Annotated in this window: 16 protein-coding genes and 2 rRNA genes; 9 read left to right on the top strand and 9 right to left on the bottom strand. The window is 54.8% G+C overall.

The window, feature by feature from the left end:
• Positions 1–208 precede the first annotated feature (208 nt).
• From Poly21_RS24775 to Poly21_RS24790, 4 genes are all read left to right on the top strand, one after another.
• A 23S ribosomal RNA gene (locus Poly21_RS24775) occupies positions 209–3,095 on the top strand.
• Between the two features lie 125 nt (positions 3,096–3,220).
• Positions 3,221–3,329 (top strand): 5S ribosomal RNA (rrf, locus tag Poly21_RS24780).
• A gap of 615 nt (positions 3,330–3,944) precedes the next feature.
• Positions 3,945–4,193, top strand: a complete 249-nt coding sequence (locus Poly21_RS24785) for a hypothetical protein (protein WP_146409770.1) — start codon at positions 3,945–3,947, stop codon at positions 4,191–4,193.
• Positions 4,194–4,605: 412 nt separating this feature from the next.
• A complete protein-coding gene (locus Poly21_RS24790) occupies positions 4,606–5,226 on the top strand; it encodes a hypothetical protein (protein ID WP_146409771.1) in 621 nt (206 codons plus the stop codon).
• A 171-nt stretch (positions 5,227–5,397) separates the two neighbouring features.
• Here Poly21_RS24790 and Poly21_RS24795 read toward each other — a convergent pair whose 3' ends face one another.
• The 9 genes from Poly21_RS24795 to Poly21_RS24830 all read right to left on the bottom strand — a co-directional run bounded on the left by Poly21_RS24795 (position 5,398) and on the right by Poly21_RS24830 (position 14,690).
• The gene (locus Poly21_RS24795; protein ID WP_146409772.1) at positions 5,398–6,273 is read right to left on the bottom strand and encodes a hypothetical protein; all 876 of its coding nucleotides are present in this window, start codon (positions 6,271–6,273) and stop codon (positions 5,398–5,400) included.
• 4 nt (positions 6,274–6,277) lie between these two features.
• On the bottom strand, positions 6,278–6,826 hold the full coding sequence (locus Poly21_RS24800) for a YceI family protein (RefSeq protein WP_146409773.1): 549 nt from the start codon (positions 6,824–6,826) through the stop codon (positions 6,278–6,280).
• A gap of 160 nt (positions 6,827–6,986) precedes the next feature.
• On the bottom strand, positions 6,987–7,229 hold the full coding sequence (locus tag Poly21_RS24805) for a hypothetical protein (protein WP_302120554.1): 243 nt from the start codon (positions 7,227–7,229) through the stop codon (positions 6,987–6,989).
• A 99-nt stretch (positions 7,230–7,328) separates the two neighbouring features.
• Positions 7,329–8,708 (bottom strand): M14 family metallopeptidase, encoded by a 1,380-nt coding sequence (locus Poly21_RS24810; protein WP_302120555.1) that lies wholly within the window; start codon positions 8,706–8,708, stop codon positions 7,329–7,331.
• 557 nt (positions 8,709–9,265) lie between these two features.
• Entirely contained in the window at positions 9,266–9,397 is a 132-nt protein-coding gene (locus Poly21_RS27955) for a hypothetical protein (RefSeq protein ID WP_302120556.1), read from the bottom strand.
• Positions 9,398–9,424: 27 nt separating this feature from the next.
• A complete protein-coding gene (locus tag Poly21_RS24815; protein ID WP_146409774.1) occupies positions 9,425–10,780 on the bottom strand; it encodes a Gfo/Idh/MocA family protein in 1,356 nt (451 codons plus the stop codon).
• A 239-nt stretch (positions 10,781–11,019) separates the two neighbouring features.
• Positions 11,020–11,952, bottom strand: a complete 933-nt coding sequence (locus Poly21_RS24820; protein ID WP_302120557.1) for a dihydrodipicolinate synthase family protein — start codon at positions 11,950–11,952, stop codon at positions 11,020–11,022.
• 45 nt (positions 11,953–11,997) lie between these two features.
• The gene (locus tag Poly21_RS24825) at positions 11,998–13,413 is read right to left on the bottom strand and encodes an alkaline ceramidase (RefSeq protein WP_146409775.1); all 1,416 of its coding nucleotides are present in this window, start codon (positions 13,411–13,413) and stop codon (positions 11,998–12,000) included.
• A gap of 98 nt (positions 13,414–13,511) precedes the next feature.
• Positions 13,512–14,690: an enolase C-terminal domain-like protein gene (locus tag Poly21_RS24830; RefSeq protein WP_146409776.1), complete on the bottom strand. Its 1,179-nt coding sequence runs from the start codon at positions 14,688–14,690 to the stop codon at positions 13,512–13,514.
• A gap of 129 nt (positions 14,691–14,819) precedes the next feature.
• On the opposite strand from Poly21_RS24830, the gene Poly21_RS24835 reads away from it, so the two are divergent.
• The 5 genes from Poly21_RS24835 to Poly21_RS24855 all read left to right on the top strand — a co-directional run bounded on the left by Poly21_RS24835 (position 14,820) and on the right by Poly21_RS24855 (position 20,813).
• On the top strand, positions 14,820–15,677 hold the full coding sequence (locus Poly21_RS24835; protein WP_146409814.1) for a GntR family transcriptional regulator: 858 nt from the start codon (positions 14,820–14,822) through the stop codon (positions 15,675–15,677).
• A 134-nt stretch (positions 15,678–15,811) separates the two neighbouring features.
• Positions 15,812–16,912 (top strand): DUF1559 domain-containing protein, encoded by a 1,101-nt coding sequence (locus Poly21_RS24840; protein ID WP_146409777.1) that lies wholly within the window; start codon positions 15,812–15,814, stop codon positions 16,910–16,912.
• Positions 16,913–17,129: 217 nt separating this feature from the next.
• Positions 17,130–17,618 carry a carboxypeptidase regulatory-like domain-containing protein gene (locus tag Poly21_RS24845; RefSeq protein WP_146409778.1) on the top strand — a complete coding sequence of 163 codons (489 nt, stop codon included), beginning with the start codon at positions 17,130–17,132 and terminating at the stop codon, positions 17,616–17,618.
• Positions 17,619–17,700: 82 nt separating this feature from the next.
• A complete protein-coding gene (locus tag Poly21_RS24850; RefSeq protein WP_146409779.1) occupies positions 17,701–18,924 on the top strand; it encodes a Gfo/Idh/MocA family protein in 1,224 nt (407 codons plus the stop codon).
• 128 nt (positions 18,925–19,052) lie between these two features.
• Positions 19,053–20,813 (top strand): SLC5 family protein, encoded by a 1,761-nt coding sequence (locus Poly21_RS24855; protein ID WP_146409780.1) that lies wholly within the window; start codon positions 19,053–19,055, stop codon positions 20,811–20,813.
• Position 20,814 lies beyond the last annotated feature (1 nt).

The following is a 20,814-nucleotide window of genomic DNA, read 5'->3' on the forward strand; positions in this document are numbered from 1 at the left end:
TTTCTCGAGCTCGTTCGTGTGTTGGAGATTTAAGCTGGTGATAAATTTCGATTGGATTCTTGAGCGGCCAGGCTTACTTAGAAGAGTCTGGCCACTGTGTGATATCGTTAATAGATTCAAATTTGAAGTCTATGAGTTCGATTGCGATTTGTTTTCTGGGTGGTTCGCCACGAGGTTGATGGATGGTTTTTGAGTTCGGGATTTCGGTGGCCAATCTATCAAGGGCACATGGGGGATGTCTTGGCGTTAGAAGGAGAAGGGCGTGGAAGTCTGCGAAAAGCCTGGGGAAGTTGACACACAAGTGATGATCCCGGGATTCCCGACCGCAGCATACTGAATACATAGGTATGTCTGTAACAACCTAGTGAACTGAAACATCTAAGTAACTAGAGGAATAGAAAGAAAAATCGATACCGTCAGTAGCGGCGAGCGAAATCGGTATAGCCCAAACCGAGGGGGTTTCCCTCTCGGGGTTGTAGGACTTCGATATGGGATTGTGATTGGTTAACGGAACGACTTGGAATGGTCGGCCACAGAGGGTGACAGCCCCGTACGTGAAAACCGGATCACACCTTAGAGGCACCTGAGTAGGTCTAGTCACGTGAAACCTAGACTGAATCCACGGGGACCATCCCGTAAGGCTAAATACTCTCTAACGACCGATAGCGAACCAGTAGCGTGAGTGAACGGTGAGAAGAACCCCTGTTAGGGGAGGAATGTGAACCTGAAACCATGTGCCTACAAGCGGTCGGAGCACTATTTTAATGTGTGACGGCGTGCCTTTTGCATAATGATCCGGCGAGTTGTGGTAAACGGCTTGGTTAAGTTCTGACGGAACGAAGCCCAAGGGAAACCGAGTCTGAATAGGGCGTTGGTCGTTTGCTGCAGACGCGAAACCTGTGTGATCTACGCATGGGCAGGTTGAAGCGCGGGTTAAACTGCGTGGAGGACCGAACTCACTTGGGTTGAAAACCGAGGGGATGACCTGTGCGGAGGACTGAAAGTGTAATCAAACCAGGAGATAGCTCGTTCTCTCCGAAATATCTTGAGGGATAGCGTCGAGTAAATTAGTAACCGGGGGTAGAGATACTGAATCGGATGGGGGCCCTTCCCGGGGTACCTCACTGAACCAAACTCCGAATACCGGTTGCCGTACCTCGGCAGTCAGTCCCTGGGGGATAAGCTCCAGGGTCGAGAGGGAAACAACCCAGATCGCCTGCTAAGGTCCCGAAGAGATACTTAGTCACTAAGGAAGTTGAAGTGCCGTGACAGCTGGGATGTTGGCTTAGAAGCAGCCACCATTTAAAAAGTGCGTAATAGCTTACCAGTCGAGCATTTCTGCGCCGATAATGAACGGGAGTAAGTATTTCACCGAAGCAGCGGATTCTAGCCTTTTGGCTAGAGTGGTAGGAGAGCGCCGATGACGAGATACAAGCCGTACGGTAACGAGCGGTGTTGGCGTCATCGGGTGATTATGCCGGAATGAGTAACGATAAAACAGGTGAGAATCCTGTTCGCCGAAAGCCTAAGGTTTCCTGGGGAAGGTAAATCCGCCCAGGGTTAGCCGGTACCTTACCCGAGGCTGAAAAGCGTAGGGGATGGATAGAAGGTCAATATTCCTTCGCCGGTTGTGTATCTAGTCGCAGGGACGGCGTCCGGAAAGTGAGCGGTACGAATAGAAATGTCCGTAGCGACCACTGAGGTGTCTGGGGTTAAAATACCGGATATAGCCAAGGTCAAGCTCGAGAGCATCCAAGTTCTCGAAGTCATTGGAAGGACGTCCAAGAAAAGCTGCGAAGTTAAGCAACTGACCGTACTAAAACTGACACAGGTAGGCGAGATGAGAATTCTAAGGCGCTCGGGAGAACGGTGGTTAAGGAACTCTGCAAAATGGCCCCGTAAGTTCGCGATAAGGGGCGCCTCCGACGGTTCACGCTGTTGGAGGCCACAGAAAATCGGCTCTAACGACTGTTTATCAAAAACACAGGACTCTGCTAACACGCAAGTGGATGTATAGAGTCTGACGCCTGCCCGGTGTTGGTAGGTTAAGGAAGAGGGTTAGCCTCACGGCGAAGCTCGCGACCGAAGCCCCAATAAACGGCGGCCCTAACTATGAGGGTCCTAAGGTAGCGAAGTTCCTTGTCGGGTAAGTTCCGACCTGCATGAAAGGCGTAACGATTGGAGCACTGTCTCAACCACCGACCCGGTGAAATTGTAGTTGTGGTGAAGATGCCACATACCCGCGGTTAGACGGAAAGACCCCGTGAACCTTTACTGTAGGCTGATATTGGGCTGAGATATAATTTGTGTAGGATAGCTGGGAGGCTTTGAACTTTGCACGCTAGTGCATCGGGAGCCGTTGTTGAAATACCAGCCTGGTTATATTTTAGTTCTAACTTTGAACCCCTGAATCGGGGCAAAGGACAGTGTCAGTCGGGCAGTTTGACTGGGGCGGTCTCCTCCCAAAGAGTAACGGAGGAGTGCAAAGGTACACTCAGCCTGGTCGGTAATCAGGCGTAGAGCGTAAAGGTATAAGTGTGCTTGACTGCGAGACCCATAAGTCGAGCAGGAACGAAAGTTGGTCTTAGTGATCCGGTAATCCCGAATGGAAGGGTTATCGCTCATCAGATAAAAGGTACTCCGGGGATAACAGGCTTATCGCATCCGAGCGTCCACAGCGGCGATGCGGTTTGGCACCTCGATGTCGGCTCATCACATCCTGGGGGTGTAGAAGCTCCCAAGGGTTTGGCTGTTCGCCAATGAAAGTGGTACGTGAGCTGGGTTCAGACCGTCGTGAGACAGGTCGGTCCCTATCTGCCGTGGGCGTTCGAATCTTGAGAGGATTCAACTTTAGTACGAGAGGATTTAGTTGGACGAAGCTCTGGTGTACCAGTTGTCGCGCTAGCGGCACGGCTGGATAGCTAACTTCGGAAAGGATAAACGCTGAAAGCATCTAAGCGTGAAGCCCGCCTCGAGATGAAGATTCGTAGACATTAGTCGAGAGCCCCCTGGAAGACGACCAGGTTGATAGGTTGGACGTGTAAGTACCGTAAGGTATTCAGCAAACCAATACTAACGGGCGAAAGTTTGGCCACCGATATCCCGCACTCAAGAGAAGTGCCAATCGATGGCGACCGCAAGAATTTAGAACACTCTTGATAGAAGTACAGCTACCAAACAACTTGGCCATACGGCGGCGAAATACCCGTCGTATGGTCTTTCTGGCGACCATATCGCAAAGGTTATACCTGTTCCCATCCCGAACACAGTAGTCAAGCTTTGTGAGCCGATGATAGTGCCCACCAGCGTGAAAGTAGGTATTGCCAGATTTTTGAAATTTTAAAAAAACCCTCCAGGTCAAACTGGAGGGTTTTTTTATGCGCGTTCGGGCAATCTCCGACTAGCCTTGTCCGCTTGACCCGTCCGCTCAGATCGAGTGCAGCGCCGGCGTCTATGGCCGGTAGGAACCGGCCCTACTTATGTTGGCCGTAGGGCCGGTTCCCACCGGCCGTCCACTTGGCTTGTTTGCTGGGATCGGATGTAGCATCCCGGCGCCTATGGCTGGTTGCAACGCGTTCAAACCACCGGCGGAACCACTGCCTCTTTGAATTGCAGATTGTGCTGACAAATGATGCAGCCCAACCATCCCCGGCGAACTGTTGGCGGATTCGCCGCGACAGATGCTGGACTGGAAACAAAAAGCAGAAGCCTATCTCCCCGCACTTGGGACGCATCTACCCCCCCCCCCCTAAGCACCGGACATTGTTGAGGTGCCTTCCCCTCGACGAAAAACAGAAGGCATGTTGACGACCTAGCCCATGACTGACCGTTGCTGTGGCATCCAGTTTGCAATTGGTTCGTTCGCCAGCACGACAGGATGGCAGCGGTGATCTCAATTGGCGGAAGGTGTCGGCATATTCATACAAGGCAGTTGGTGACAGCAAGTGATTGATAAACAGCATACCTATTTGTCCGTATTCAATTCAGACATCCATGGGGATGAGTACGCAGCAACAAATTTCTTTGTCGACTCATCTGATTATTGCTCGGTATGGTTTCCGTGCGATTACACCAGTGTCTGCAGTGGACCAGGTGACTTCTGCAAGCAGGATCTCACCATTAGTGGAACACCGTTTAATTATCGCGATCTATTGATCCCCGACATTGCTGCTATCTGTCACACCCCCGATTGATCACCTGCCAAGGAACATAAGGAGCGATTCTAAAAGATGACTACTAGAATGGTAAAACGCGGAACCCTCACGGATAAGAAGATATTGGTTGAGGTGGTGGCCCTTGCAATCCTCATTGTGTCACTACTGGCGCATTCCTGTGTTGCGGATGGTCCAGTCAGCCGTGCTACGCAGGAACAATTGGACCCAAGAAGTCTCATCAAGGCCTGCCAGGCATACTGGGAGAACCTGAATGGATTTGATGTCTTAGTATCACTGGAGACAACAATTTCCTACGACGGACGGGAGTTCCCATCAACTCGTTCGAAGTTTCGATTGCGGATGAATCGACAAGGCAAAACGCTGTCTTTATGTCGCTAAGAAGAAAACCTTATCGGCAGAGTCTGGATTCGCTGGTAGAACTGACCCCTGGTTGAGTGAAACGATTGCCATCGCACTCACAGAAGATCGTTCGGAATTGATCATCTTTCCCGACCGAGTTGTCTCAAGAAGAACTAGCGGGTTTGAAGCTGGACTGCAAGAATCTTTAGCTATTGATTTTACGCGCTTCGGACTCTCTGAGTTTCCTATCCTCTATATCCATAGCAACAAACTACAGAAGCGACTGCTGGATTGCTTTGGCTCGGGGGCGGAAGTTTCAGCAGAAAGAGCGGGTGACCAGACGACCACGATTACAAGTAAAGTCGGGCCTGAGGAGGGTCCGGTCATTCGAAGATGGGAGATTGACAATGTGCATCTGCGGGTAAACTCGTATGGCGTGTGGCATACCTACGGAATGCCACATGAATCCCAGCAGTTCAAGCAATCGATCCAGTACGGTGAAGACGATCGTCCGATGTTTCTGATAGAGGAGCAGAGGGTGATCGTGCTAAAAGCTATTTCAAAAAATGAGAAAACTGTGCTGGGTGAGAGATCAACTGTCGTTGAATTTCTTTGGCTGCCGAGTGACTCGCTCGCGGGTACCGAGATGTGGGGGATCGCCAGCGCTGATACTCCGGAGGAGATTTCTGAACTCTTGGTAGCTCCCGAATAAGCATAGCTGGCCGGGGCCTGTGACAGGGAAACGCTTCGAGCCAAAAAAGGGGGAAGGAGAATGACCGCCTGGCCGGTGCACTGAGATCGGGTGTCGCGTCCCGGTGGATACGGCCGGTAGGAACCGGCCCTACTGGCTCGCTAACAAATCGCTCCCACCCGGCGAGTGTTCTCAGTACTGCGACGTCCGAGCCAAAAGAAACCACGCAGCCACACCGATGATGAGGCCCGCGAGGACGGCTGCGACGGCGATGCGGGCGTAGGTCGGTCGGTTTCTCAGGATCCAGTCGACGGCACCGATGCACGATGGCGTCAGCAAGAGGAGTCCATACAACCAAGCAGGGTGGTCTTCGTAGGTGTAGAAACGTCCTGCGGCCGTGGTACAGACTGCGAACAGAGTTGCTGGATAGGCCACACACCATAGGTTTTGCTTCGGCAGGCAGGCCGCTCCGACGGCAAATACCAGAGTTGCGACGATGGCGGCGAAGCCCCATTCGGCCAAGCCCGCGTAGGCGGTCGCGGCGAGAATTGTTGGACCAGCGAGTCCTGCCAGGGCAACCAATAAAATCCAGCGCTCGGTACCACGGCGAGACATCTGATCGAGCATCCACAGATTGAGCAGACTGGCGCCCGCGACGGCCGCCATCCAAGCTCGATGCTCCGGAAACAGATCGACCCAGCCCTCTCCGCTGGGCATGGCCACCATGGCGAGAGCGATGCAGCCCAGTGTAGCGGCGACCCAGCGAAATTCGTGAGCGCGCGCTTGCGGGGTTGCGGTCAGTGCTAAGAACAAGGCCGTGAGGGTCAGTGGCACATGAATTTGTTGCCAGGCTTCGAGATTCCACCAACTCAGGGCAGAAGCATCGAATTCTTGGCGGATGACCAGCGTCACGGCGATGGCGGCGCACCAGCCAAGCGTGGCGATGGCGGGAACGACGTATTGAGTCAGCCAGTGTTCACGACGGGCTACCCAAAATGCCAAGAGAAGGCACGCCAGCGACACTGCCGCGGGCGCGCCGACGCACCATAAGAGGATTTCACGCTGCATCGAATTAGCGATTTAGCACGAGCACAGCGGTAACGGGGACCTCGTCGTCAATCTTCCCTTTTCCATAAACCATGCCCCACTTGGTGCGGTCGATTTTGAAATTGGCAGTGAGCGTGATTTCCGTTTCGGTAACCTTGGCGGCGACGGGAATCGTGACCTCAACTTCTTTGCCCAGCATGGTCATGATCCCGGTAATGCTGGCTTTCTCCTCGCCGTCCGCGTGGGTGATTTTGGTCGCTTTGAAAGTGATTTTGGGGTGCTTTCGCACATCGAAGAAGTCGGGGCTCTTCAAATGATTGGTCAGCTTGTCGCTGTCCGAAAAGAGGCTCGCTGCCGTGATGACAATTTCGAGAGAACCGTTGCTGGGGTCTTCCAGATCGACGACAGCATCTGCGGTGAACTCTTTGAAACCGCCCGGGTGTTTTCCGTCTGGTTTGGAGCCGACAAAATTGATTTTCGATTTCTCGGAATCCAGACTCATTTTTTCGGCAGCGGATGAGAATCCGGCAACCGAGAAAGCCAAAGTCGTCAGCAGGGCAAAACGCAGAATCATGTGGAGAGTGCCTTATTGGAGGAGTGAGTGAGACAAAGCAACATTGTAGCAGCTCCCGGGTGGTGTGGTTGCCAGAATGAGATGGGAAGGCGTAGGGTGAAGGGGCCTCACACGCGTGTATCGAGGGCATCGTTGGGAAGCCCTCCCCGGTCTTGCGTGTTCAGTCCCAGCTCAGGCTTCCGGCGGATTGGTATTCCGTGACGCGTGTTTCGAAAAAGTTTTTCTCTTTGGCGAGGTCCATCGTCTCGCTCATCCATGGAAACGGATTCGTCGATCCGTACTGCTTGGCCAGCCAGATTCGCTCGAGACGCCGATCGGCGACGTGTTTGAAGATCGCCAGTACCGGATTATTCCCGACGAGGCTCTCGGCGGTGGAGAAAAATCCATGGTTGCGCATGATCACGCGTCGTTCGGCGTCACTGAGTCGATTGCTCCGCCAGGTTTGGATTCCTTGGAACCTGCGTCCCCGGGAGAATCTGGTCGCCTGGATCGGGACGACCCTTTACTGCAATGCGACGGGTTTACCATCAACAACACCGGAGACTAGCTGGATCGACGGTTTGCCATTGCTGCCACCGTCAAATTTCACGTCAACGAGTTCTATGTCGATAGGCTTTGTTGCGTCGTCCTCGGATTCGTTCGCGAGGACTGCAGGGCTGTGATCACTCGGTAGTTCGAGCAGCAAACGCATCATTTCTTCAGCCGCACCGTCTGCCACAGTTTGGATCATCTCACGATCGGTTTCGTCACCGAATTCATAGGTGACCGCAGTGACACCGAGCGTGTTGTTGACCCAAGCTTTGCTGGTGCTGCGGTGGGCATTGTGGTTGTCATCCACGCTGACTTCGTAGCTAGGGAATCGGTTTTGAATGGATGAGAACCATTGTTGCGTGAATCCGGCTGGAAAGATATTCGGGTTCGGTGCGGGAATGTAAAAGATATCGTTGTAGGTACTGTGAAAATCGACGAACAGACACAGACGACGGTCACCCGAGCGCCGACACTGCAACAATCGATCGCGGACCGCTCGAGTTTCAGGCTGGGTGAAGTGAGCCCAATCGCGGTTCAGGTCCACACCGTTGGCATTGGTGCGCCAATGGCCCTGATGCACCCCGTCGGGATTGACCGTGGGCACGACCAGAGCGGCGAATCGCTTGCGAAACCGCTGGGCCAGGTCGGAAGATCCGGCGATGGTGTCGACAAAGTTCAGCATTCCAATCGCGCCTGTCACTTCCGGTGGATGCTGACGCGCAATGATGTAAACGTAGTTCGGTTCGTCGCATTCAGTAATCGTCAGTTGCTCGACAGGCCGGCCTTGAACGGACTGACCGATCTCTTGTCGCTCAACGTAGGGCAAACGTGTGAGCTGTTCGGACCACAGCGAGACCTCGTCTGTGCCGAGTAATTCTTGTCCGGCAATCCAAAGCGGTTTTGAATCGACGGGAACCTCCAGTTCCACATCCTGGCCGTTGTCGCTGGTCTCTGCGATCAAATCCGCTGCCGATTGCCAGTTCTCGCCGTCACGGCTGATCTTGGGCTCGTAGCGGTGCGAGCCATTGACGTAGTGCAGGAGAATGCGAATGGTTTTCGGATTCTGAGACTGAACCTGAAAAGCGTACCAGGCGCTATCATTGATCGGAGTCGATTCAGGCGCGATCGTGACAGTGAAGGTGTCATCACTGATCTGCAAGCAATCTTTCATTCGCCCACCCGGAAAATCGCTGGTGATCGAAACATCACCATTGTGACTTTCAAATGCGGTGTCCCCCCGTTGCAGTCGGGGTTCGCCGCTAGCGGTCTCGGCAATGATCGCCGCCATGAAAATCGCTACTGATGTAGTGATTGCGCGGACGATGCAGGAATATCGGCGACTGGATCTCATGCTTGGCACTCCTTGACCGTGATTGTCAGTTCAAGAATGGGCCAGCGCTACCGACCCAATCGTGATTTCTGCGCATTGGTTTTTGCGTCAAGTCTGCCTCGGTGGGGAACCGATGACCTGATGCAATCATGCATCCTCAGGCGATCCATAACAGATCGACCTGAGAACAAACCGACCACAGGCGGGGCCAGCTCATCGGAGCTGGGTTGGGTCGGTTAGACATGGACACACCAATGCTCCTCCCAGAGCGGTGATGTGACCAGTTCAACCCTAGCATGAGGCAATTACGAGGTCAAGATAAATCTGAGCGTTGCTTTTCGGGGGGGGCTGGCCCGGCCGCGTAGAAACTTAAAACAAGAGTAGCCAAGAAAAACCGGGCATGTCGCTACCCTCACTGCCAAATTCACCCACGTTTTCGACACCTTCGATTGTTGTGGGACCGGACGTCACCAATAACCGTGTGGTGTGTTTCAGGCTGACGGGTGTGCGATGGCAGTCGGTTGATTGAGACGCACATGGATTCGACCACATCGTCGGTTTGCGGCAATTCAGGAGAGTCAGCTCGGTGGCTGCGCAATCAAGATGATATCCGCGTTGACCATCGTGGTTTCCGCACCAAATATCGTCGCCACCGTCATGGCGACGACAGCGGCGATGATCCGAAGTGGGCGTGAGATTTTGGAGTTCATCAAACGGATGTGTACTGGTAGGTTCCGCTAAGAAGCATTTCCAGGATGTTGATAGGGGGCTCGGTAGGGACGTTTCAATCTCTCCGTTGCTTCCTCGTCACCGGGGATGGTATGCGTTTGGGGATCAAAAGCTAGGGTCCGGCCGAGCTGCATGGCGTTGTTGGCCAGAATGCACGAGGCGCTGCTGATGTGCCCTTGCTCGATATCCGCGATGGGTTTACTGCGGTTGTCGATCGCATTGAGAAAGTCGCGCAGGTGGCCACGGATGGCGGATGCCACGTGCAACTCCATTTTCCAATCCTTGACATCGGATTGATCACTCGGATACTCGTCGAGCTCGATCAGGGGCGTGCCGCTGAGTTTCTTCCCACCACCGTGCGGTTCGAAATCGTATCCGTTAACGCTGAGTTTGAGCGTTCCTTTGTCGCCATAGATGACAGCGGCCCAGGGATACTTGGGATCCGGGGGACTGCCCCAGCTGCGGTGTGTCCAGACCACGTCGAGGTCATCGAAATCAAACGTGGCCGTTTGGGTGTCGGTGATGTTCGCGATCGATTTTGTTTGGACCTCGATCCCGCCCACGCTGCTGATTCGCTGTGGCCAACCCAGATCGAGTTGCCAGCGGACCAGGTCGAGCATGTGAACGCACATGTCACCGACAATCCCGTTGCCGTATTCCATAAACGCTCGCCAGGAGCGTGGATGGATCAGCTTGTTGTAGTCGCGTAGCGGTGCCGGGCCGGTCCACGCATCAAAATCAAGGTTGGCAGGCGGTTCGCTGGTCGGCGGATTGGAATTGGCGCGCATATGGTAGTAGCAGCAGACTTCGGCAAAAGCGATGTTACCGAGCAGACCCTCGTCGACCACCCGTTCTTTGGCTTCGATCAAGTGCGGTGTGCTCCGCCGCTGCGTTCCGACTTGGACGACCCGGTTGTTCGCCCGTGCCGCATCGAGCATCGCTTTGCTTTCGAGTACATCCACTCCCGTCGGCTTTTGCACCCACACGTCCGCACCCGATTTCACCGCCGCGATCATGGCGAGCGCATGCCAATGATCCGGCGTGGCAACCATGACAATATCGAGATCTTGCTCGGCCAGCATCTCGTCAAAGCGAGCATAGGTTCGCGGTCGCTTGCCAGACTTCTGCCGTGACTGCATGAGATCGGCGCACTCGTCAAGCATATCGGAATCGACGTCGCACAGGGAAACGACTTCGACGGGCTCGATGTTGATCAGTTGCAGCAGATCACATTTTCCGTACCATCCACAGCCGATCAATCCAACTCGGCGAGGTGTGGAGGTTTCCGCTGCATAGGCGCCGCCGGCGAGCGTTGCAGCGGTGGTAGCGAGCGTGGATCCGGTTAAGAACGTGCGTCTGTCCATGGGAAGCCTGTATCGCGAATTCGAGGAATGAAGGTGGGCCCGCAGTGAGGTCACTGCGTGGTCTTCATTCTAACAACAATGAGATGCGAGTTCTGCGATCGTAGCCAGACGGCTCTGCTCCTCTGAGTGGGCGAGTCTCCACACGAGCGTCGTCAACGACGGGGGAGCCGACTTCGGATCTCACCCGAAATCCGCCGCAGCCGGCGATGATCGTGAGATCAAGATAAATCGGATGCATGCTACTGGGGGCAGGAAACTGCTTGGGTCAACATCTCCAGAAGTCGATCCACTTCATGGCGAGTTTCCACGTCGAGAGCCCAAGCATTCGGTTCGCGGCGGCGATCGGTTGTGAACAGACCTCGTTTCACCAGAATGTACTTTTCGATGGCCAAGAACCCATCGAGCCCCGCTTGAAGTTGCAAGGCCACGATCGCACAGATGGGGAAGTAGATTCGGTAGGCAGTCTCGTCATCGCCGGCTTTCAACGCATTCCATAAAGCGACAATCCCGTCGAGCAGATCGGCGCCGGGCATGGTGCCGACGACGCCGCGGCGATATGCATCGATCAGTAGGATGCCGCCCGATCCGTCGAACATATTGGCACGACCGCCGCTCGCGTCACGAAGGTCGGATAGGTTGGGTCCGATGGGCGCTCCTTCCGGTTTAAAAAGGATCTTCTGTGGTCCGTATTGATCGAGCAGACGAACGTAGAATTCCGTTGGGATCGCAGCGCCGACGTACGACGAGGCATCTTGAACAATGAGCGGAACGGGTACGGCATCGGCCAGTATCCTGAAGTAGTCTTGAAGTGCTGCTAAGGGCAACCGTGTGGTGACGGGAGGAATTGCCATCAGGGCGTCGCAGCCAGCTTCCACGGCCGCGTTCGCAAAGTAAACGGCCTGTTTGACACTCTCCGCACCGACGCTCGCGACAACCGCACCACGACCGGCCGCCATTTCCACGATGAGTTGATTGAGATCAACTCGCTCGGCCGATGTGAGTCGTAGAATTTCTGAAACCATGGCAGAGCAAACACCGTTGCTACCAAGCTGGAACGCCCAGTCGATTTGGCGTTGAAGGCTGTCGCGATCAATCTCATCATGGGCATCAAACGGAGTGCTCAGCACAGGAAATACACCTTCCATGCTGGGTTTCATCGTCGTAGTCGACATGCTTTCTCGTCGGTTATGAGGACATAATTGGAGGATGGCGGCGATTCAATTGAGAAGTTTTTCGATGGCATCGCACATCGCCTCGCCGGTTCGTTCGAGGCAGCCACGATCGAACGGCGTTTGCCAGACAGGATAAGTATCGACATCGTATAAATCGGCTGGCGGCAGGTAGCCGACTGTACCGTTGACAATGTTCATGCAGATGACGGTGAGATCGGCAAAGCGGTGTCGTAGTTCCTGCTGCACCTGTGAGTAGGCTTCACCTGCACAACCGACAATGACAGCGTCGCCGACTCTCCACGCATACACGGGAAGTGGAAACGATGAACCATCGCCGAGCCACCGCCGGATATCTCGTTTCCGTCGCAGACGCTCTTCCAATGCCCGGTCATCGCAAGCGATGCGCTGCTGTTCGAGGGCCTCCGCTGATGGCCACTCTTTGAGTTTCAGATCCACGGTCACTTCGATGGCCTGCAATGCTGGCGAGATCTCGTGGGGTTGATATTTCCAAAGTGCCAGCGGTGCTCCAGATTCCATCACGCCCTCGAAGCACAGATGATTTCCGACCGGATCCATGTCGTTAAGAGTTGCCAAAGCAGCATGCCCCAGTTGTTTTCCATGACGGTCGGCCACTTCGACATCGCCAACGTATTGGTGCTTGGGCGCGAGCTCTCCCGACATCCCTTGAAGAAAGAACGCGATCGCGCCGGTTGCCTCCTCGACCGTCTCCCGCATGGCCCCGATATAGTCCGGGGAGATCGCCGTGTTTGCCCAAGCTAGTGTGGTGGGGTGACAGGCGTAGTTGACCAACGTTGCTCGCACCGTTCCCGCTGGATCGGTGATGCGTCCCACTACCAATGTATCGTCAGCAGCGACAGCTGGATTGTAACCGCAGATCATGCGGTTTGAGGTTGGATGAGGATCAGGGAAGTCGCGTGCGACCGCGAGTCCACAATGCCCCCTGTGCCAATCCAGGACGGACTCGTCAGCGGTCGTTAACGCGTGCTTGATGGCACTGACGGCGGCTTGATAGATGAGCTCATACCACGGTCCGAGCAGTTCACTGCCCGGTAGGGAAGGATCGGGCTCCATCAAAGGCGGCGACGCGTGCGTATGACTCAAGGCAAAAATCAGGTGGGACGATGCAAGCTTGACCTCGTCGAGTAGCCGTTTCTGAAACCGGCGAAACGAGTTCATCTCGCGCCACCAGCCCAGGTCTGCATCGATCAGAACGAGAGGATCACCACCCGCTGAAGTCGCAATCGTTAGCGCGGTGAGCGACAAGGAACGGTGAATCGATTCGGCAGTCTCATGTGTCGCGGCACCCCAGTTTCGTGAGTAGATACCGACCGGTGGCGTGATGTCCTCACGGGCAATTCCGATGCGACCTCGAAACGAACTATGTCGCTGGGCAGATGGAGGTGGGGCAAATGGAGGCTGGGCGGGTGAATATTGATTCATGGTGTCTGAGCAGTCTGAGTTAAACTTACGCTGAGATAAAACAGAGTTTGGCGACTCCGATCACTCGTCATCGACGTGAACAATTGCGTTACCGTCTCCTACCAATCGCCCACACTGCCGTCTCGATAGAAGACCCGTTGCGCAATCTCCTGCTCAAACGGGTGTTTTTTCACTTCGTCCTCGTTGATTGAGATCCCCAACCCAGGCCTCGTGTTCGCGGAGACAGTGCGGTTTTTTTTGTCGATGGTGAATCCTTCTTCGACGATATCATCGCGCCACGGGACGTCGTTGTGGACGGACTCGCAGATGATGTAGCTCGGCTGTGAGAACCCGAACTCCAGCGATGCCGCTGTGCTGACGGGTCCCTGCGGATTGTGAGGGGCGAGGGCGATTCGATAGGCATCGGCGAGCGCGGCGATGCGTCGAGCTTCGGTGAATCCCCCACAGTGTGTCAGGTCAAGCTGGCAGATCTCGCAGCCTCGGGCGACGAAGAGGTCACGAAACGCCGCTAGATGCGTCAGCCGTTCTCCCGCTGCGATGGGCGTGGCGATCGCTGCATTGATGGCTGCCAGTCCTGCAATGCTCTCTGGCCAACAGGGTTCTTCTAGGAAGTAGAGTCCGTACTGATCGAGAGCTTTTGCGAACTGCATACCCATCGCTGGTGAAGGTCGCGCGTGACAGTCCACCATGATGTCGATGTCCGCTCCTACCGCCTCACGCATCGCAGCGACACAGGCATCGGCAGCCTTGATCGGCCCGAGGCCCTCGATCGGCATGGTAGGTGGCACCGCCATGGATTTAAACGCAGAGAATCCATCTTCAACGGCTTGTTGGGCCAAATCCGCGAACTGTTTCGCATTGTCGACGGGCGTCTCATAAAAACTCTCGAGATCGCCACCGCCGAGATGACAATACAAACGGATCGAATCTCGAACGCTGCCGCCCCACAATTTATGACACGGCACTCCGTACGCCTTGCCAACGATATCCCACAAGGCAAGATCGATCCCGGCAATCGCCGTTGATCTCGTCACACCACTGCCGTGCCAGAAGTGCTGCCGCCACATCATCTGCCATAGGTGCTCGACACATGTTGGGTCCTCGCCAATAAGGAGAGGCGCCAGATCTTCAATTGCGCCGACGACGCCGCGAGTATGCCATTCCAGCGTCGCTTCACCCCAGCCATAGAGTCCTGGTTGGTCGGTGAGCACTTTGACGAATATCCAGTTCCGCATGCGGGCGTGACAGACATGCGTTTGGATCGCTGTGATTTTCATTGCTGCTGCCAGTTTCTGCTGTGACGGGATGTGCCGCGCGAGTGGTACGAACAATCAGCCGCACGATATTTATTTGACTTTGTCGCCAAAGTACTTGTTTTTGTCGCCGAAGACAAGTACGCTGTCGACATGTCAATCACCTCCTACATCAAGAATGACCTCGCGGCGCAGCTGAGATCGGGGTGGGAATCGCCGGTTCAGCTGACCCTGGATTCACTCGCGGGCCACTACAAGGTCAGCTTGACGCCTGTTCGAGCTGCGGTGGCAGAATTGATTGAGGAAGGGTTGCTGGAGAAAGGTGAAAACAATCGCCTGGCAGTCGCGTGCTCGAGCGGCAAGCGTCCTGGCGGCCATCGCGAGCACCCTTCGCCCGAGCCGCCGCGGGACCCGTATGACGTCATTGCCAACGACCTAGTGCAGCTCAGTCTGGGCGGCGAACCGGTTTATTTGCGTGAGGAAGTGACGGCTGAGAAGTACGGCATTAGCCGCTCGGCGATCCGTAACATCCTGCATCGACTCGCTGGTGAAGGCGTGCTCGATCACATTCCTCGGCGCGGTTGGCGCCTGCGTCCGTTTCGCCATGACGATCTCCTGGCTTTTATCGAAGTGCGTGAGGCGTTGGAGCTGAAGGCATTGGAGTTGGCTCGGCCCAAGCTTGACACCGGAGAACTGGAACGCCTGCTCGAACTGAATGCGGCACCCACGTCGGCCGGCGGCGAACTCTGTGTGAATGAGTCCTTGCACGAATACCTCATCGTCACGGCGGGCAATACCTATATTCAAGATTTCTTCGATCGTCAGGGGCGATATTACAAGCTGTTGTTTGTATGGGAGGATCGAAATCGTGCCGTGGCAATTGAGACGATGCGTCAGCACCGGGAGATTCTGACCGCTCTCCTGACGAGAAACTGGTCAGCGGCAAGGAAATCACTGTCGCATCATATTCGAGACAATCACCCGGTCCTCTCCGGCGAGCGAAAGTCATGATCGACTCATTTCCGCGATGTCCACTTATGAGATTGTCGAAAGACACACCGATTGTCATCGCAGCGGCGAAGCGCTATTGGCAAAAAACGCAATCCCACATCCATTCCTTTCCTGTGTTTATGTGAGAAGATCAGATGAAGCGTTGTCTTTCGAAGCGAAACCACGGTTTTACTCTAGTCGAGCTGTTGGTCGTGATTGCCATTATCGGCGTCTTGGTAGGGCTGTTACTCCCCGCGGTCCAGGCAGCTCGGGAGGCGGCCCGTCGGATGCAATGCTCTAACAACCTGAAGCAATTGGGGTTGGCGATACAGAACTACCACAGTGCATACAATCAACTCCCCGCCGCAGCCACACATTTCCAGGGTTATAACAACAACGCAACCTATCCTCAGGTGAGCGGGCTGATGTTTTTAATGCCTTTTATGGAGATGGGTGCATTGCATGATGCCTTCACGCAGGACGCCAAAAATGCGGCCCCCAACTCCTATCTGTGGGATTCTCCCTCACTACAGGCTGCCGGTCCACAAGCCGCGTTCATCTGTCCGTCAGCGGCGAATGGAGATTCGACGGAACTGAATAATATTTCCAAAAGTCTTTATGTGTTTTGTTTGGGAGATGCGATGTGGCACAATGCCAAGTCCGATGCATCTGAAAACATGGCCATCGCCAGAATTGATATACGCAGCATGTGGGTCAGTGCTCTGGCCACCAACATGAATGCGAATAAGAGGCGATTTCGTGACATACTCGACGGACTGAGCCGCACGATTGCGATGAGCGAAGTTGTGGGTGCTCCCCGAGACCTAGCGCTCGTCCGAGGAGACGTTGCAAACTTCAACGGGATGTATGACGGGACAACGGCATCTGCAGCACCTTGTCTGACTGTTCCCATGACTCCTGACCGCCTCTCTTACGTCACCCCTGCGGACTGCTGGCGTGGATTGATTCTCGGTGACGGACGAGCCATTAATAGCCGCTTTACAACAACGCTCTCTCCCAATTCACCATCATGCGCCTATGCTGGCAATAACAATAGTTGGGGTACATTTTCTCCAACCAGCCACCATCAAGGCGGCGTGCAGACACTCTTGTTTGATGGGGCGGTTCGATTCGTGACCGACTCGATCGATAGTGGGAATCTCAACAGTTATCAGGTCAAGTCCGGCAAGAGTCCGTATGGTGTTTGGGGAGCGATGGGATCGCCACAAGGGCAAGAAACAGAGTCGCTCGAATGAATGATACAGGAACCTGATCGTCGACTCAAGTTGCATCCGTCGATCAGGTCTGACGACACGGATTGGCAGGGCGTTTCAGTTGATTTGTTGCCGTGACGTCCAAATGCCGCGGATCCATTGGTGGGGTGACCAGTCTTGGCCGAGATCCTCAGCACTGGCGGACGAGATCGCCCAGCCTGCTTTCACACATTTTCCTCCTTAACAATGAATTGCAAAGATGAAAACACTATCTATTTCCAAGCTTTTTATCATCGGACTTAGTGCGACGTTTTTTGTCGGCTGTTCGGGCGACGAGCTGCCTGTCGGAATGCCAAGTTTGCAGCCGGTCAAAGTTACGATTGTGCAAGATGGCACGCCGCTGGAAGGTGCAAGCGTGCAGCTCATGCCGGAAGATGCTTCGAATACTTGGGCCAGCGGTGGATCCACCGACGCCACGGGCGTCGTCAACATCATGACACTTGGAAAGTTTGAGGGTGCGCCAGCGGGCACATACAAGGTAACGGTGGACAAGATTAGTAGTGAGGGGCCGGTTGAAGTATCCAACGATCCGGCCGGGGTTCCCCCAGCGACAATGTTCCGACTTGTCGACCCTCAATTCAGTTCGCTGAAGACGACGACGGCGGAAGTCACGGTCGCCGAAGGTGAAACAACGGAACAATTGATCGATGTGGGGCCGGCCATCAAAAAAGAGCTTCCGAAGCTTTAGGAGCGACTTTGGTAGCTATCGTCCCTTGTTAGAAAAATTTCATTTTGTCATCGAAGGCAACGTTCTCTAAGGAAACATACTCATGAGCAAATCCACTTCAAGACGTCAGTTCATACAAGCAGTCAGTCTGGGCACCTCGGCGCTTGGCGTGGGCATTACGGCATCGGCTCAAGAGACTGCGTCAGCACCCAAGGATGCCAGCGGTCAGGTGATCGCTGGGTTTGAAAAAGGGCAGTCGGACACCCATGCCTCCAAGAACTGGCAGCCGTTCTCGGATCGCAAAATTCGAGTGGGCATTGCTGGTTACGGTTTGTGCCGGTTTGGAGCGCAGTTTGGCTTCCAGAACCACCCGAACGTCGAGGTTGTCGCGGTCACAGACCTGATTCCTTCGCAGTGCGCCGAGCTAGCAAAGGTGTGCGGCTGCGAGACGACGTATCCGTCTTTTGAGAAAATGATCCTTGACGATCGCATTGAGGCCGTGTTTATCGCAACGGATGCGCCCAGCCACGCACGCTTAGCGATCGCGGGCTTGGAGCATGGTAAGCATGTCGCTTCGGCGGTGCCTGCAGTCTTCGGATCGCTCGAGGATGCCGACCGGTTATTTGAGGCGGTCAAGACGAGCGGGCAGAAATACATGATGTTTGAGACATCTTATTATCGACCCGACCTGTACGCGATGCATCAACAGTATCAGTCCGGCGAGCTGGGTGAGATTGTCTATTCGGAGGGCGAGTATTTTCATTATTTTGGAAAGCTCCTTGGCGGATACAACCCCAAGACAAAGCAGGTGGACAGTAACGGCTGGCGCAAGGGACTCCCGCCACAATACTACCCGACCCATTCCAATGCATACTACATCGGGGTTACTGGTGGGCGTTTTACAGAGGTCTCCTGCATGGGCAATCACAGCATCATTCCCCATCTGCAGGCGGCAAATAACGACTACCAGAACCCGTTTGGATCAGAGATCGCTTTGTTCCGCACCAGCGAAGGTGGGATGTCACGGATGGCGGTGTGCTGGGACATGCCGTCAGCTCACGGTGAGCAGGGGCGTGTTTACGGACAGCTGGCGGGCCAGGGCCAAGTCAACACCGACCGCCCACCGCTGCCACCAGGTGTTGCCGGTGGTGGTCATGGCGGGTCACACGGTCACCTCACGTGTGAATTCGTGGACGCGATCCTCCGCGATCGCAAACCCTGGGTGGATGTAGCCCAGTCTCTCAACATGACCGTGGCGGGGATTGTCGCACACCAATCAGCGTTCCGGGATGGAGAGCTATTGAAAATCCCGCAGTACGTATTGTGAAGCTTGTTGCGAGAGCGTCTTAGGGCGCATCAACTGAATTGTCCAGGCCGTGGAACTCGTTGGGAGTTTCGGTCACTCGGGAACGCGAAAGTCGTGACGATGTCGGCGACAACCAATGAAAGGGAAGCATGGGAGTTGAATCATTTGCGTTGGCACCGCTCGACTATCTGGCAATCGGCGCCTTCTTCGCGACGTTATCCATCGTCGGATATTGGGCCGGACGCGGTGAGCAGGCCAGTAGTACCGAGTATTTTCTAGCTGGCAAGAAACTCCCCTGGTACGTCGTCGGAGGATCGTTCATTGCATCGAACATTAGCAGCGATCATTTCATTGGAATGATCGGTTCGGCGGTTGTGTTCGGAATCTCCGTCTCGATGCTCGAGTGGGGCAATGTGATTACATTCTCGCTCTTGATTTGGTTCTTCATTCCCTTCCTGTTGTCAGCCAAAGTTTTCACAACTCCGGAGTATCTGGAGCTCCGGTTCAACGCCGCGCTGCGACAGATCTTTGCCGTTGTGACGGTGATCAGCAACGTGGTGGCGTTTTTGGCTGCGGTCCTTTATGGCGGTGCGCTGGCCCTCTCGAGCTTGTTCGGTTGGGATCCCTGGTTCGCTGTCATTACGTTGGGAATCGTATCGGGGATCTGGGCGATTTACGGGGGCTTATCGAGCGTTGCGTGGACCGATCTCTTGACGGTCGCGGTCATGATAGTGGGAGGATTGACGGTCACGATCCTTGGCTTGGACGCACTGGCGGGTGACGGCGGATCTTTGATCGACGGATTTCGCATCATGATCGAGCGGAATCAAGCGACGCATGGCCAGTGGGCCGAGGCTGTCGCTGTCAACACGGATCATCTTGCTGGTGGAGACGCCGATGCATACGATCGCATGTCGCTTTTCCAGGCCGCAACCCATCCCATCGTGCCGGCAATCAGTCTCATACCTTTTATTCTCTCAGTAGGCGTTTGGTACAATGTCTTGAACCAGTTCATGATCCAGCGTGTGTTGGGCGCACGAAGCGAATACGATGCCCGGATGGGGATTGTATTTGCGGGTTGGATCAAAGTGATTATGCCGTTGATCACCGTTGTGCCTGGGATGATATTGTTCGCGCTGCATCCTGAAATATTGCTGGGACCGTGGGACCAGGTGAAGCCAGAAGCCGATAAGGGCTACGTGCGGCTGATCCAGTCGTTGGTGCCAGTGGGGCTGCGTGGCTTGCTGCTCGCGGCGCTCTTTGGGGCGATCCAGTCCACGGTAAACTCGGTGCTCAACTCGACGTCAACCATCGTCACGCTCGACATCTACAAGCGGATGTTTCGCCCCCAGGCGTCGGATCGGGATCTTGTCAGAGTTGGCGTGGTCTCATCGATCATCATTCTGGCAATCTCGATCTTGCTGGGCGGATTTGTAGGTAGGCTCGGCGGCAGTCTGTTTGAATACATCCAATCGCTGTATGCGTTTTTTGCTCCTCCCTTCGCCGCTGTGTTTGTGCTCGGCATCCTTTGGCGACGGATCAATGGCACCGGTGCGTTGGTAACGATCATCTCGGGATTCGGTCTGGGCATTGCCATCAAGTTGTATATGAGCCTCGCCGCCACACCTCCCGCGTGGCTGGTTCCCTACGCCAATCAGGCGTCTATCAACTGGTTCTTCTGTTTGGCGGTGTGTAGCTGTGTAAGTTTGCTGACGGCCCCGCCGCGAGCGGAGCAGGTGACTGACCAGCTCACCTTCAACTGGCATAAAATGAATCTCTGGAAGGGCCTTGGCGACCGCTGGTATACCAGCGTTGTGACTTGGTGGGGATTGTTTATCGTCACGGTTGTGGCATTGTTTATCGTATTCTCTGGATTCGTTTTGCCCAGTCTTGCTTTGCCCAGTCTCTGAG

The sequence above is a fragment of the Allorhodopirellula heiligendammensis genome (assembly GCF_007860105.1).
In the GTDB taxonomy this organism is placed as follows: Bacteria; Planctomycetota; Planctomycetia; order Pirellulales; family Pirellulaceae; genus Rhodopirellula; species Rhodopirellula heiligendammensis.

Bases quoted from the DNA above. Each gene is read 5' to 3' on its own strand.
- Poly21_RS24795 (WP_146409772.1), bottom strand. From the start codon at position 6,273: ATGCAGCGTGAAATCCTCTTATGGTGCGTCGGCGCGCCCGCGGCAGTG.
- Poly21_RS24800 (WP_146409773.1), bottom strand. From the start codon at position 6,826: ATGATTCTGCGTTTTGCCCTGCTGACGACTTTGGCTTTCTCGGTTGCC.
- Poly21_RS24810 (WP_302120555.1), bottom strand. From the start codon at position 8,708: ATGAGATCCAGTCGCCGATATTCCTGCATCGTCCGCGCAATCACTACA.
- Poly21_RS27955 (WP_302120556.1), bottom strand. From the start codon at position 9,397: ATGAACTCCAAAATCTCACGCCCACTTCGGATCATCGCCGCTGTCGTC.
- Poly21_RS24815 (WP_146409774.1), bottom strand. From the start codon at position 10,780: ATGGACAGACGCACGTTCTTAACCGGATCCACGCTCGCTACCACCGCT.
- Poly21_RS24820 (WP_302120557.1), bottom strand. From the start codon at position 11,952: ATGTCGACTACGACGATGAAACCCAGCATGGAAGGTGTATTTCCTGTG.
- Poly21_RS24825 (WP_146409775.1), bottom strand. From the start codon at position 13,413: ATGAATCAATATTCACCCGCCCAGCCTCCATTTGCCCCACCTCCATCT.
- Poly21_RS24830 (WP_146409776.1), bottom strand. From the start codon at position 14,690: ATGAAAATCACAGCGATCCAAACGCATGTCTGTCACGCCCGCATGCGG.
- Poly21_RS24835 (WP_146409814.1), top strand. From the start codon at position 14,820: ATGTCAATCACCTCCTACATCAAGAATGACCTCGCGGCGCAGCTGAGA.
- Poly21_RS24840 (WP_146409777.1), top strand. From the start codon at position 15,812: ATGAAGCGTTGTCTTTCGAAGCGAAACCACGGTTTTACTCTAGTCGAG.
- Poly21_RS24845 (WP_146409778.1), top strand. From the start codon at position 17,130: ATGAAAACACTATCTATTTCCAAGCTTTTTATCATCGGACTTAGTGCG.
- Poly21_RS24850 (WP_146409779.1), top strand. From the start codon at position 17,701: ATGAGCAAATCCACTTCAAGACGTCAGTTCATACAAGCAGTCAGTCTG.
- Poly21_RS24855 (WP_146409780.1), top strand. From the start codon at position 19,053: ATGGGAGTTGAATCATTTGCGTTGGCACCGCTCGACTATCTGGCAATC.